This window comes from Vibrio sp. J502 (genome assembly GCF_025397955.1).
In the GTDB taxonomy this organism is placed as follows: Bacteria; Pseudomonadota; Gammaproteobacteria; order Enterobacterales; family Vibrionaceae; genus Vibrio; species Vibrio anguillarum.
The window spans coordinates 410,276-424,460 of the sequence record NZ_CP104554.1 but is presented as its reverse complement, the minus strand read 5'-3'; the positions used below and the strand labels follow the sequence as shown (position 1 = coordinate 424,460).

Annotated in this window: 10 protein-coding genes, 1 tRNA gene and 1 pseudogene; 6 read left to right on the top strand and 6 right to left on the bottom strand. The window is 44.2% G+C overall.

Features of this window, described 5'->3' with window-relative positions; translation table 11 throughout:
• Positions 1 to 130: 130 nt before the first annotated feature.
• Positions 131 to 2,656 carry a heavy metal translocating P-type ATPase gene (locus N5E84_RS02040; protein ID WP_175418692.1) on the top strand — a complete coding sequence of 842 codons (2,526 nt, stop codon included), beginning with the start codon at positions 131 to 133 and terminating at the stop codon, positions 2,654 to 2,656.
• A gap of 13 nt (positions 2,657 to 2,669) precedes the next feature.
• Positions 2,670 to 3,117, top strand: a pseudogene (locus tag N5E84_RS02035) (DUF411 domain-containing protein).
• A gap of 65 nt (positions 3,118 to 3,182) precedes the next feature.
• Here the strand turns inward: N5E84_RS02035 and N5E84_RS02030 are convergent.
• Both N5E84_RS02030 and N5E84_RS02025 read right to left on the bottom strand, forming a co-directional pair.
• Positions 3,183 to 5,834, bottom strand: a complete 2,652-nt coding sequence (locus N5E84_RS02030; RefSeq protein ID WP_029388123.1) for a beta-N-acetylhexosaminidase — start codon at positions 5,832 to 5,834, stop codon at positions 3,183 to 3,185.
• Positions 5,835 to 6,664: 830 nt separating this feature from the next.
• Positions 6,665 to 6,741: transfer RNA gene (locus N5E84_RS02025), tRNA-Pro, on the bottom strand.
• Positions 6,742 to 7,016: 275 nt separating this feature from the next.
• Between N5E84_RS02025 and N5E84_RS02020 the strand changes: the two genes are divergently transcribed.
• Positions 7,017 to 7,157 (top strand): DUF3149 domain-containing protein, encoded by a 141-nt coding sequence (locus tag N5E84_RS02020; protein WP_010319399.1) that lies wholly within the window; start codon positions 7,017 to 7,019, stop codon positions 7,155 to 7,157.
• Between the two features lie 234 nt (positions 7,158 to 7,391).
• Here the strand turns inward: N5E84_RS02020 and N5E84_RS02015 are convergent, their stop codons facing one another.
• Positions 7,392 to 8,699, bottom strand: coding sequence for an IS4-like element ISVa16 family transposase (locus N5E84_RS02015; RefSeq protein ID WP_029388402.1), 1,308 nt, complete (start codon positions 8,697 to 8,699; stop codon positions 7,392 to 7,394).
• Positions 8,700 to 8,971: 272 nt separating this feature from the next.
• On the opposite strand from N5E84_RS02015, the gene rluF reads away from it, so the two are divergent.
• On the top strand, positions 8,972 to 9,949 hold the full coding sequence (rluF, locus tag N5E84_RS02010) for a 23S rRNA pseudouridine(2604) synthase RluF (RefSeq protein WP_019282298.1): 978 nt from the start codon (positions 8,972 to 8,974) through the stop codon (positions 9,947 to 9,949).
• A 119-nt stretch (positions 9,950 to 10,068) separates the two neighbouring features.
• Here rluF and upp read toward each other — a convergent pair whose 3' ends face one another.
• Positions 10,069 to 10,695, bottom strand: a complete 627-nt coding sequence (gene upp / locus N5E84_RS02005; protein ID WP_026027908.1) for a uracil phosphoribosyltransferase — start codon at positions 10,693 to 10,695, stop codon at positions 10,069 to 10,071.
• Positions 10,696 to 10,863: 168 nt separating this feature from the next.
• Between upp and purM the strand changes: the two genes are divergently transcribed.
• Positions 10,864 to 11,904: a phosphoribosylformylglycinamidine cyclo-ligase gene (gene purM / locus N5E84_RS02000; RefSeq protein ID WP_010320092.1), complete on the top strand. Its 1,041-nt coding sequence runs from the start codon at positions 10,864 to 10,866 to the stop codon at positions 11,902 to 11,904.
• Between the two features lie 3 nt (positions 11,905 to 11,907).
• Positions 11,908 to 12,549: a phosphoribosylglycinamide formyltransferase gene (gene purN, locus N5E84_RS01995; protein WP_019282299.1), complete on the top strand. Its 642-nt coding sequence runs from the start codon at positions 11,908 to 11,910 to the stop codon at positions 12,547 to 12,549.
• Positions 12,550 to 12,660: 111 nt separating this feature from the next.
• Here purN and N5E84_RS01990 read toward each other — a convergent pair whose 3' ends face one another.
• On the bottom strand, positions 12,661 to 13,494 hold the full coding sequence (locus N5E84_RS01990; RefSeq protein WP_019282300.1) for a class II glutamine amidotransferase: 834 nt from the start codon (positions 13,492 to 13,494) through the stop codon (positions 12,661 to 12,663).
• A 63-nt stretch (positions 13,495 to 13,557) separates the two neighbouring features.
• The gene (gene lpcA, locus N5E84_RS01985) at positions 13,558 to 14,133 is read right to left on the bottom strand and encodes a D-sedoheptulose 7-phosphate isomerase (RefSeq protein WP_019282301.1); all 576 of its coding nucleotides are present in this window, start codon (positions 14,131 to 14,133) and stop codon (positions 13,558 to 13,560) included.
• Between the last annotated feature and the right edge of the window lie 52 nt (positions 14,134 to 14,185).

The window sequence follows — 14,185 nt, the reverse complement described above, 5'->3', positions numbered from 1 at the left end:
GCCTTTCGTTTTTCTGCACTCAAGAATAACGCTTAAAATTCGCTTAACTTTCCTTTAGTGGAACTTGACCTTGCCCTAAAGGTAAGGTTTATGCTTCTAGCTATTGAGTTGGTTTACGGGGAATTTATCAATGAAACGCTTTCAATTGCCTTTATCAGGGCTGAAATGCATGGGTTGCGCGAAGAAACTTGAGCAGCATCTCAAGCAAGAATTTGAGGTACAAATCCACCAACTGTCACCCACATTCATCGAACTGAGCACTTCGGCCTCTTTAAGTGAACTCATCGCCGCTATCGAATCCTTAGGCTATCAAGCCTTGCTCAGCACGAACAGCGATCCTCTGCCCTCGTCGCAACCCACAACCTTGGTTAGCGATACACAGCCACTCGCACAAGAGACAGAAGTCTCAACAACGGGTTTGGTTAGTACCCACTTACTGATTCAAGGAATGACTTGCGCAAGCTGTGTTTCTTCGGTGGAAAAAGCACTTCTAAGCGTTAACGGAGTACAAAAAGCGCAAATCAATTTAGCGGAACAAAGCGCCTTAGTGCTCTCGCAAGCAGATATCGCTAACCTTGAACTGCAATTGCTCAATGCCATTACTCATGCAGGCTACCGTGCAGAGCGAGTCGGTGACCCAGCCCAACAACAAGAAAAACAAAAACAGCAATCACTTGATTTACAGAAGCAGCATAAAACCAATGCACTACTAGGTTTAATGATGGGTATCCCGTTAATGCTTTGGGGCCTTCTTGGTGGCAGCATGATGATTGTGACCACTCAGCAACAAATATACTGGGGCGTTATCGGCATTGTGTGCTTAGCCCTATTAGCCACAGCTGGCCGCCACTTTTTTAGCCATGCTTGGCTTGCGTTAACCCATAAGCGTGCCACCATGGATAGCTTAGTCGCCCTAGGAACCGGAGCAGCTTGGGCCTATTCAATGTTGGTAGTGATTTACCCAACTTGGTTTCCCGTCGCCTCGCGTCATGTTTACTTTGAAGCCAGCGCGATGATTATCGGTTTGATTTCACTGGGCCACTACATTGAGGCGAAAGCCAAAGCAAAGACAACTCAATCCTTGCAAGCCTTAATTAACTTGCAGCCACAACAAGCAACACGCATCACAGCGCAAGGCGATCAACAGATTGCGGTTGAATTAGTACAACTTGGTATGCAACTGCGCATAAAACCAGGAGAAAAAGTGCCGATAGACGGCAAAGTCCTCAGCGGTGAATCTTATGTTGATGAATCCATGCTCACTGGTGAGCCGATCCCCGTCCTAAAAGTGACAGGTGATGCCATTGCGGCAGGCACCATCAATCATGATGGCAGCTTAGTCATCGAAGCCACCGGCGTAGGGGCGCAAACCATGCTCTCGCGCATCATCCAAATGGTGCGTCAGGCGCAAAGCAGTAAACCAGCCATTGCCAAACTGGCAGATCAGATATCCGCTATTTTTGTACCGACAGTGGTTATGATTGCCCTATTTTCTGCTCTGATTTGGTACTTTGTAGGCCCTGAACCTAAGGCCAGTTATATGCTAGTGGTTGCGACAACAGTATTGATCATTGCCTGCCCTTGTGCCTTGGGTCTAGCTACTCCACTCTCGGTTACAGTAGGAGTTGGCAAAGCCGCTGAAATGGGTATTTTGATCAGAGATGCCAATGTATTGCAATCGGCAAGCAAAATCACCACTATAGTATTTGATAAGACAGGTACGCTCACTCAAGGCAAGCCAACCGTTCAGAACTTAGTCACGTGGGGAATTGAAGATAGCAAATTGTTAACCCTTGTTTACGCTTTGGAACTGCGCTCTGAACATCCTCTTGGCAAGGCTATCTGCCATTATGCGCAACCGCTGGTATCAACCAGCGCCGAAGTCGAGCAATTTACCAACCTAAGAGGCAAAGGGCTAATGGCAAACATTGGAGGCGATTCCGTCGTCGTTGCCTCTTTATCGCACCTTGAATCGCTGGGCGTTCCTCTTACTCAAGCACAAACAACCATTGAACACTACGCAGAACAAGCTTGGACGCCAGTCGCGGTTGCCATTAACGGTGAACTCAAAGGTCTCATCGCAATTGCTGATCCAATCAAACCTAACGCTGCACAAGCTATCAGCACACTGAACAAAATGAACATTCGTACCGTGATGCTAACCGGAGATAACCAAAGCGTGGCCACTGCAATCGCCAAACAACTAGGTATACAGCAAGTGATCGCTCAAGTACTTCCGGATCAAAAAGCACAAAAAATCGTGCAGTTACAAGAGAAAGGCCAAATCGTCGCCATGGTCGGTGATGGTATTAATGATGCGCCAGCCCTTGCGCAAGCCGATATTGGTATCGCAATGGGCAGTGGCAGTGATGTCGCAATAGAGAGTGCGCAAATGACATTGCTCAACTCCTCACCGCTTGCCGTAGTCAATGCTATCGCTCTTTCTAAAGCGACAGTAAAAAACATGAAGCAGAACCTATTGGGCGCGTTTATTTATAACACCTTCGGCATTCCCATTGCCGCTGGTGTGCTTTATCCCGCTTTTGGCTTTTTACTTAGCCCTGTAGTTGCAGGAGCGGCAATGGCTTTGTCCTCAATCACAGTCGTGAGCAACGCTAACCGCTTGCGTCTATTTAAATCCCCTTTTCACTCTTAGAGGTTAGATAAAAATGAAAATGATCACAGCCGCTATGCTTAGCACCTTGTCTCTTATGAGCTACTCCGCATTCGCCACGGTGACCGAGATGACCAATTACAAATCCCCTTATTGTGGCTGCTGTACTGAGTGGTCCACTCACATGCAACAAGCAGGATTTAAGGTTAACGAGCAATTGCAAGAAGATATGACGGCGATAAAACAACAATTGGGCATTACACCCAAGCTCGCCTCTTGCCATACAGCCGTTATCGACGGCTATGTTTTCGAAGGTCATTCCAGCCACAGACATTCAAGCCTTTCTCGCTAATCCACCGAAAAATGCCAAAGGGTTAGCCGTGCCCGGCATGCCAATCGGTTCTCCAGGTATGGAATCTGGTGATAAGAAAGAAGCCTATTCGGTTTTTGCTTTTAACGAGCAAGGTCAGGTGTTTGAGTTTGCTCACCACGAAGGTAATTGATTTTATGTAATAAAGCCTCCGACAGATGCGGAGGCTTTCATTGGGGTGCCTTGATATGGCTACAGTTATTTAACGCTAGTAACTCGGCTGACTCGCTCGCCTGAAGCAGAGATAGAACGGATCCAGACCTCACCGGACACCTTCGGTTGTTCAATGCTCAAGTAAGTAAGCCATTGTTGACCATCTAATGAGTATTGCAGCTCAACACCTGGGAATGACGAATTCATCGACAATTTACCCGCTTCAATCTTAGCTCCGGGAATTGGCAGGCGATAATCAATGCCAGCTTTTTCCAGTTTCGCCAGCTCACGTTGCCCAACAATATTAGCAAAACGAGTCCAATCTTGATTCAGTGCAGACTTATTGACTAAGTTGGTTTGCTGAGAATATTCAACCCCTACTTTATAGTCGTTTTCCCACTCCGCTTTATGCCAAGCACGTTCAGCGGCAGCCAACACTCGAGGGAAAACCATATATTCATACTGCTCATCATTACGAACCGTTTCTGACCACAATTGAGCTGACAAGCCGTAGAATGGTTTCGACGTCACCTCTCCTTTACCGACAAAACCATTACCATCACGATCTAATGAAGTTTCAGCGTTTTGCGGCATATTTTCCGGTGCAAAACCAAACATTTTGCGCGTATCGGTCGCACGGGTGGCCCAGTAATAACCGCGCTCTTTAGGATCCGCCTCATAAGGCATATCCATGTAGACATAATCAGGGTTAGAAACAATTACGTCGTAACCTTGTTTTGCCCATTCATAAACAGAGCTTGTACCGCCCCAATAGAGGACATCCCAAAAGTTCACACGTGTATTGCGCGTGGCAAAAGAGGATTCTCCCTCGCTGTATTTCAAGCCATCTTGCCATGCTTGGAAATTCTCAATCCCTTTATCGGCGACAATTTCCGACACTTGCTCAGCAAAATAACTCGGTAAATGAGCAAAGTCACTTACTACTCCTTGGCTGACTAATGCTTGGCACTGTGGCGATTTCGCAAATGGTTTATCTTGTTGTGAAAGATCTAAGTTACCTTTCCAACTGACTTTTTCCGTCGCATTAATATCTTGGAAACCCGCGCCCAATTTGATGTTTTTCGCCTCATCGCCACCAAAATGCCAAGTCGATAAAGGCATGCCCGCCCCAATGTGCATCAAGGCCACTTCAGTGATCACCTTGTCCACAAAACGTTTAGACGAGTCTAAACAAGGGTTAATAAAACTCTGCTTATCATAAAACTGAACCGTCGTAACATTGGAGCTGTCTTGAGGATCCATCAAGCGATACTGGCTAGCCTGTTCGGTTTTCCCCTCTTGGCTCAAACGATCAAAACGAGCCTCCATTGAAACAACCGCAGAGCGAGCATGGGCTGGCATATCAATTTCAGGAATCACTTCAATATTGCGCGCTTTAGCGTGCTTGAGGATTTCAATGTAATCGGCTCGACTAAAATAACCTGAGCCAAAGTTATCAGAATTTGGACCGGAGCCAAGCTGTGGCAGCAAGCAGTTTTTCTCATCTAAATCAAAGCAGCGCTGCCCACCAATGTCGGTCAATTCAGGTAAGCCCGGAATTTCTAAACGCCAACCTTCATCATCGGTCAAATGAAGATGTAATTTATTCATCTTATAAGCCGCCATTTGATCTAACGTGGCCAAAATCGCTTGCTTAGAATGGAAGTTACGTGCGACATCCACCATCACACCACGGTAATCAAAACGTGGAGCATCTTCGATGTGGATCACTGGCAGCGCTGTGACATTCTGGCTATCCACTAAACCCAAAATAGATTGAACGGCGTAGAAAGCTCCCGCCTCATCAAATGCACGAATAGAGATAGCATTCGGTGCAATCTCCAACTCATAAGCACCCGATGTCGCCATCTGGTCAGAAAATTCGCTCGGTGTAATCGCAACACCAACCGCCAACTCTCCATCAAGCTTCAGCCCAATCGTTTTAGCACGCGCCTGCAATGCTGAAAACTGATCCGTCGCAAAGTCCTTCACATCAAGCTTAAGGCCGCGAGTAATGTCAACAACACCTTGACCAAGCGTTGTTTTTAGAGGCGTTGGTAACAGAGCCGTTGATACATCTTGCAGTGATACATCGCTATTTCTCTCAAATCGGCTGATGGCCGTGGCAAACACATTATTATCGCTGGTGGTGCGTTTGATATTGTCACCCTCAAGCCCACGCACAAATGACGACGTGTCCTCTGTGTTGAGAGATACAATAAGTTTAGGCTCTGTATTGGGCGCCGCAACGAATGCACGCGGCATAAAGTCCGTTTCAAACAACTGCCAATATTCAGCGACCAGAGGCAAAACAACCTCTTCGCCAGCAGCAAAACCATCAAATTTATCAGTAGGTTCAAGCTTATGTAAATCACCCGTTAAACGGGTAATTTTGAATTGATCATTTTCAACATCCAGAATAAGTCGAATGCTGTGGAAATAGATAGCCCACTGCTTTGAATTCACAGCTTCACCTTGGTTAACCAAGGTCATGTTCACTTTATTACACGATGCCCATTCTGATTCGAGAGCCTGACATGCCAATCCTTCATCTGCCCCGTGATTGGTTAATACGGTGTAATGAATATCCAAATTTTCCGCCAGCGCATCGACTACTTTCTGCTCTGGTGATTGCAACAAAGAGCAACCTGATAATGTGGCGATAACCGAAACAGCAATCAAACTAGGTTTCAACATTTGACTCACCCTACCTTTAAAATAAAAACCCAATATCCTGTTAAAAGGACTCAAAACAGCAACAAGCATAAAGGCTTGTGACCTAAGGCATTCACCATACAAGGAGTTATTTCTAAGCGTAAAATAATTAGCTACACGAAGTGATCCAGTTCAAATTCTCTAAAATACAATCAAAACAAAACCATTTAAAATCAATAGATTAAACTTGACGTCAAAACCGTAATTTATTATTTGACGAGTTTAACTTGAGAAAGAACACATAAAAATGCATAACAAAAATGAATTTATGAATAGAGATCACTACTCACTACAAGGCGAGAAGTTCATTAAAGGGATTTGGCAGGTTAAATCGTGATATAGGTCATAAATTGTAATGACTCATCAAACGTCAAAATGCGCTAAAGTGACGTTTTTTACACATCCTAATGCTATTTATTATCGTGGAATATTGACTGCTATTTTCAATAGTTGAATTTGCTCGGAGAAGGGTGAACAGTGAAAGAGCCTGATAGAGAAAGAGGAAAAGGAAAACCCTTTCTCTTTGGTAATGAAAATGATCACATCCAGATGCAACAAAGCCCCGCATTACTGCGAGGCCTTTAATGTGGTCGGTGAAGAACCAGATAGTGAAAGAGGCGAACCCCCCTTTCTATTTGGTAACGAAAACTTACCGTTTCCAAATGTAACAAAGCCCCGCATTACTGCGAGGCCTTTAATGTGGTCGGTGAAGAGCCAGATAGTGAAAGAGGCGAACCCCTTTCTATTTGGTAACGAAAACTTACCGCTTCCAAATGCAACAAAGCCCCGCATTACTGCGAGGCTTTTAAATATGGTCGGTGAAGAGGGATTCGAACCCCCGACCCTCTGGTCCCAAACCAGATGCGCTACCAAGCTGCGCTATTCACCGAAATTTTTGCTCTGCACTTAGCGAGCAGTTCCGAGCTTTTTGCCTAGAACGGATGCGTATATTACTCATCTAAAACTAAGACGCAAGCCTTTAATCTTATTTCCATCAAATAACAAACTCATTGGCTAAATCACCATCAAATACACATAAAAACGTGACTAATTACACACCAATAGAAACATCAAGTTAACCTATGCAACATAACTGATCCAGATCAGTGTCAGCAAACAGAGCAAACTTTAACTTGGCTGTGTCTTCGAAACTTTGGAGGAAACATGGACTTTTGGCTTGATCTCCTATTTGGTAATGCTGTGGGACTATCTTCAATGATAGTAATCTTTGGTGCTTTTGGTCTTATGCTGTTTTATGGCGGTTTCTTCATTTATAAAGTGATGAATGACAAATCTCCTCACTAGATCGCTTAGCACCTATTGAAAAATAGTGTGACGCTATGCACCGGGGTCGATTATCTGTCTGCTCCGGTTTTTTATCACGTTAATAACTCTATCTTCTTGATGAATGGCATCATTCGGCTACTCAAGATCGGTTCGATAAGAACACCTGTCTCAAAATAGTTTCCATTTTTTCATGCAAATAAGAGCATTCCCTCTTCGCATAAATAAAGGCGTCAATGCCGTAATGCCGTTCACTTAAGAGTGAACGGCATTTTTGTTCTTAGCATACCGTTGTGGTCTAGGCTTAACTGTTCTAGGGAATGTTCTTTCCCTTCGCCCTTCAAGTATTAAGCTTTCAGCCATGTTGTGAAAACCCTTTAACTGACGAGGTATTGCTCCTGGTGTTGAGTAAGGTAAGCCTACAAGTAACGCAGATACATGAGCTAATGTGCCGTTAAAACTCAGTTGATAAGGAAGGTAGTTTCCCTTTAAATTGAAGCAGAGCTCTACCATCTGATATCGAATTAAATTGTAAGTAAGTAAGATGCCCCATAACTCCTGCTTTACCAACTCTGGCAAACGACTTCGCAGCGTGAGACGGTTTCCAAGCATGTATTGTTTTTGCTCTCGGTAGCCTAGCTCTATCTCCCAACGATGCTCATAAAGACCAGTAATATCTTTTGATGGGTAACGCAGCGGATCTGTCATAGAAGTTAATACTTGGTAGTCTTTTCCTTTAATTTTACGAGTGACAAGTCGAGCGGTTATCGACTTTGGTAAATCAGACCATCGCTTTCTAGCTCTTGGATTACTGTGTAATTGAACAAGTTTGTCATTTCGCCCTAAAGATTGAACAATGTCATATTGTGTATTTTTCTTGAGGGGAATAAGCCAATGGCGCTCTGAGCCAGAGTCTTGCCATTTATGTAATAAGCCTAAAGAATAGAACCCCTTATCGAACATTGTCACGCTATGATTCGGTGTTGTTTCTATCAGTTTTTCAGCTAATACCATTTCGTTTGTATTGTAGTTATCAAAAGCACTGGCCGTGATAATATGACTGCTTAGTTCCATTTGGCAGACCATTCTCACTTGCGGATATTGTGTCCCTTTTTGTCGAGAAAATGCATTTTCATTTTGCGGGTTATCGGGCGTGCGCCAAACCACTCCATCGACGCCAAGAAGCGTTAATCCATTCCACTGGGGTAACTTTGCACTTTTTAACCATGAAGTCGTCATTTGCTCAAAGACCGCTTTAATTGCGCCTTCACCCAACGTCTTTCGACGTTGAGTCAACGCACTCGGTGCGACAAAAGCTTTACCCGTACGATCGACAATATCAAGCTGGTTAACTAAGTCTTTCATGGATTTATTGTTATAGATAGCCATTCCAACAAGTAACCAAACCATGGATTCTAGAGTTAATTTCCTCTTTCTCATCGTGACGGTATCAGTAAGAGAATAAGCTTCGTTGATGAGGTCAATTGGAAGTAAGTCAGACAAAGTCTCAACGTTGCTAGGTTTCCAATCATTAATTATGTTTAGAGCTTGGGAAACATCCATAAAAAAATCCAAGTGCATTAAATACACTTGGATTTTGACAGCTCTGAAGGATCGTTCAACCGATCCCTTTGGCCTTAACTGATCGGCATTACGTCAATGCCGTCTATATCTTGTTGAGGAAAAGTGATGGGGAAAGGCTGGAAACCATGAGTGTCATTAAAAACGCCTTGGTTAATTAATATTAACTGCTAAAATATTGCAACGTTACTAGGCAACACTCAGAGTGTTGCTTTATTTTTATTCACCGCCGTTGGGAAACGTAAGAGCAACCTATGTCACAACAAGCTACCATCCGTTTAAACAAATACATCAGTGAAACTGGTTTCTGTTCTCGTCGAGAGGCCGATAAGTTAATTGAACAAGGCCGAGTAACCATCAATGGACTATCGCCGGAAATGGGCACTAAAGTCACGCCGAACGATGAGGTGTGTATTGATGGTAATCCATTAAAATCAAAAGAAAAACCGATATACATTGCCCTTAACAAACCGACTGGAATCACCTGCACAACAGAGCGCGATATTCCAGGTAACATTGTTGATTTTATTGGCCACCACAAACGTATTTTCCCGATAGGTCGATTAGACAAACCATCTGATGGACTGATCTTTCTGACTAACGATGGTGACATAGTCAATAAGATATTACGTGCTGGTAATAACCATGAAAAAGAGTACGTCGTCCGAGTAGATAGACCCATCACCGACGAATTTTTACATAAGATGGCCTCTGGCGTGGAAATTCTTGATACGGTGACACTGCCTTGCAAAGTAACCCAAGAAACGAAGTTCTCCTTTAGAATTGTGTTAACACAAGGGTTAAACCGTCAAATTCGTCGTATGTGTGAGGCCTTAGGTTACGAAGTGTTTAAACTACGCCGAGTTCGTATTATGAACATCAGCCTAGACGGTATCCCGAATGGTGAATGGCGTTATTTAAGCGACGAGGAAGTCGCTGAAATATTAGCAATGTGTGAGAGTTCTTGCGGTACGGAAGGCGCGTCCAAGCTTGATGTGACGGGTAAGCGTATTCGCAAAGCTACCGATGCAAAACTGTATGATAGTCGTGAGCAAAATCAAACCTCGACGGCACGCAGAAATCAAAAGCCAAAAACGTTCCAAGGACGCAATGCCGATGAGTTTCGCCATGCTCCAAATACAAAAAGAGCACCGCGCCGACCCACAAATTCATCACAAGGTGCGCCAGCTAATAGCCACAGAAAAAGCAGTACGTTAAGTCTTAAAAAATAATCATCGAACAATGCGTTAATTCTGTTGAGCAATAAAATGACCGTAATGACGCATCACTGAAGCAACTATAAAAAAGGAGAAACTTTCGTTTCTCCTTTAAGACAGTATAAAATTAACGCTTATTTCGTACCAAAAATCTTATCACCAGCATCGCCAAGACCAGGAACGATATAACCTTTATCATTCAATTTCTCATCAATTGCCGCCGTATAGAGCTCAACATCAGGGTGTGCTTTTTCTAACGCCGCGATGCCTTCAGGCGCTGCAACTAAAACGAGAATTTTAAATTGGTTACAGCCGCGCTCCTTGAGCAAATCGATCGTCGCAATCATGGAACCGCCAGTTGCCAGCATTGGGTCAACCACAAGCGCAATTCGCTCCTCAATATTAGAAGCGAGTTTGTTGAAATAAGGGACAGGCTCAAGCGTTTCTTCATCACGATAGATGCCAACAACACTAATCCGCGCACTTGGAATGTGCTCCAAAACGCCGTCCATCATGCCAAGACCAGCACGCAAAATAGGTACTACCGTTACTTTTTTACCTTTGACTTGATCAATTTCAACTGGGCCATTCCAGCCTTCAATCGTCACTTTTTCTGTTTCAAAGTCTGAGGTTGCTTCATAAGTTAGTAGGCTACCCACTTCTGTAGCTAACTCACGAAAACGCTTAGTGCTGATATCCCCTTCCCTCATTAACCCAAGTTTATGCTTAACTAGAGGGTGTTTAACTTCAACAACTTTCATTTTCATCTCCGACGACATTTAAACAAACCTTCGAATTGTACACACTTTTTATGCTAATTTCAGTGCCAATTATAAACAAAAAAACTGACGCAAACGTTTTCCTTTTTGTTTTAAGCCCTGTTAGAATAGCGCCGTTTTCATATCCAACTTATGACCGAGGACTTCCCCGTGAGCGGTAATAACACTTCTCTTAGTTACAAAGATGCTGGCGTAGATATTGATGCAGGCAATGCACTTGTTGAACGAATTAAAGGCGCCGTCAAACGCACTCGTCGCCCTGAAGTTATGGGTGGCATTGGTGGTTTTGGCGCGCTTTGCGAGCTACCAACCAAATATAAACATCCTGTTTTAGTCTCTGGCACCGATGGAGTTGGCACAAAACTTCGCCTCGCATTGGATATGAATAAGCACGACACCATTGGCATTGACTTGGTTGCAATGTGTGTTAACGATTTGATTGTTCAAGGTGCTGAACCGCTTTTCTTTTTGGACTACTACGCCACGGGCAAATTGGATGTAGATACTGCTGCTGATGTGGTGTCGGGTATTGCCGATGGTTGTGTGCAAGCAGGTTGCGCTTTGATCGGTGGTGAAACCGCTGAAATGCCGGGTATGTACGAAGGTGAAGATTACGATGTCGCTGGCTTTTGTGTCGGTGTGGTTGAAAAAGAAGAGATCATCGATGGCTCAAAAGTAGCAGCAGGTGATGCTCTGATTGCGGTTGGCTCTAGCGGCCCCCACTCAAACGGCTATTCATTAGTTCGCAAGATCCTCGAAGTATCAGGTGCCGACAAAAATGAAGACTTGGCTGGCAAAACGATTGGTGAGCACTTACTGACACCAACCAAAATTTACATCAAATCAGCGCTTAAAATGATCGCCGAGCACGATATTCACGCCATTTCACACATTACTGGCGGTGGTTTCTGGGAAAACATTCCTCGTGTTCTTCCGCAAGGGACGAAAGCGGTGATTGACGGCAATAGCTGGGAATGGCCAATTATTTTCCAATGGCTGCAAGAAAAAGGGAATGTAACCACTCACGAAATGTACCGCACATTTAACTGTGGTGTCGGACTGATTGTTGCACTTCCAATGGATCAAGCACAAGCGGCGGTTCAATTACTGCAAGCGGAAGGCGAAAATGCGTGGGTTATCGGTCATATTGCTGAAGCTCAACTCGATGAAGAGCAAGTAGAGATCAAATAACTGATGAAAAGTATTGTTGTTTTAGTTTCAGGAAATGGCACCAACTTACAGGCTATCCTTGATGCGTGTGAAACGAAAATTAAAGATGGCAAAGTAACGGCTGTTTTTTCAAACAAAGCAACTGCTTATGGCTTAGAACGAGCTAAAAAAGCAGGTGCGGCGGCGGTGCATATTGACCCAAATGCCTTTGACACGCGAGATGCGTTTGATACGGTATTGATGGAGAAAATTGACCAATACGCGCCTGACTTAATCATTCTTGCTGGCTACATGCGTATTCTGAGTGGTGAGTTTGTGCGTCACTATTTAGGACGGATGCTCAATATTCATCCTTCTTTACTTCCTAAATATCCTGGGTTGAATACCTACCAACGCGCGATTCACGCGGGTGATGAAGAGCATGGCACCAGTGTGCATTTTGTGACTGAACAACTTGATGGTGGCCCAGTCATTCTACAAGCAAAAGTGCCTATTTTTGATGAAGATACCGTTGATATTTTGACTCAACGTGTTCAAGCTCAAGAGTATCGAATTTACCCACTAGTGGCACAATGGTTCGTTGAAGGACGCTTGGAAATGCGTGAAGGTAAAGCCTATTTAGATGGCCAATTACTTGGCATGCATGGTTATGCTTTCGATGAATAAATCGTATCTCTGAATAGTGCGAAAAAGGTTGCCTCAACAGCAACCTTTTTTATTGTCATCTCAAATACGATTCAAACCGCAGTAAATAGAACAAGCTTAAGAATAAAAAACTTAAATGGGTGCTTGGCAGCTTGGCTTTGCCGCGGCAAAGGGAATGTCAGCTAAGGACTGCGCATTGCCATCAACGTATTCGCCATAATGGAAAATCGCATATTCGCCTGGCTTCATTCGTTGCCAAGTTTCATTTCCCGTCAGTGGCTGAGTCGCAATCACAGACACAACATCATCAGGCGTTGTTTCTTCTTGGAAGTTAATCTCGACATCTTCATCAAGCAGGCTCGCTTTACCAAAGGGGGCACGTCGAGTAATCCAGTACAGATGATTCGTGCAATAGGTCACCACAAACTCACCATCAGAAAGTAGCATATTAAACACACCTTGCTGCTTCAGTTGATCGCAACACTTCGCAACGAATTGAAACATGCTGAGCATATCTTGAGGCGGTTCAGGATAACGCGCTTCTAACTGCTTTAACAACCAACAGAAAGCTTGCTCGCTATCCGTTTCACCAACAGGGCGATAGCGCCCAGTTTCTAGCTGATGGTGATCCGCCAATTGCCCATTGTGAGCAAACGTCCAATATCTCCCCCACAATTCTCGAGTGAATGGGTGAGTATTTTCCAAATTCACCCCACCGCGATTTGCTTGACGAATATGGCTAACCACTGCCCGACTTTTTATAGGGTAACTCTGCACAAGCTCTGCAATTTTTGACTGAAAGCTAGGGTTAGGATCTTTAAAGGTGCGAAACCCCTTCCCTTCATAGAAAGTGATTCCCCAACCATCACGATGCGGCCCCGTGTTGCCGCCACGCTGAATCAACCCAGTAAAACTAAAGCAAATATCAGTCGGCACATTGGCACTCATACCAAGCAATTCACACATGGTTTAATGCACTCCCTTTTGCAACCACAAACACATTAAAAGAAAAGAACGGCGTTGAACTTCTTACGCCATCTCTTTTTCAATCAGTTGGATAACGATGTGGATGATCTTGATATGGATTTCTTGGATACGATCCGCGTAGCCGAAGTGCGGGACACGAATCTCGATATCCGCTAAACCCGCCATTTTCCCACCATCTTTACCGGTCAGTGCAATGGTCTTTATCCCTTTAGCTTGGGCCGCTTCAATCGCTTTCAAAATGTTCCCCGAATTACCAGAAGTCGATAGGCCAAACAGGACATCGCCTTTTGAACCCACCGCTTCCACATAGCGAGAGAATACAAAATCGTAACCAAAATCATTGCTAACGCAAGACAAATGGCTTGGATCTGAAATAGCAATACCAGGATAACCCGGACGATTCTCGCGATAGCGCCCCGTTAGCTCTTCAGCAAAGTGCATTGCATCACAGTGGGAACCGCCATTACCGCAAGAGAGCACTTTTCCGCCTTGCTTAAATGAGTCGGCAATCAGTTTTGCGGCGGCCTCAATTTGAGCGATGTTATGCTCATCATTAAGAAATTTGTTTAGCACGTCAGCCGCTTCGGTCAATTCACTTTTAATTAAATCCTGGTACATAGATATATTCTCTTTTTAATCTGTTTACCGATAGGCTCCATCAATCAAGAGC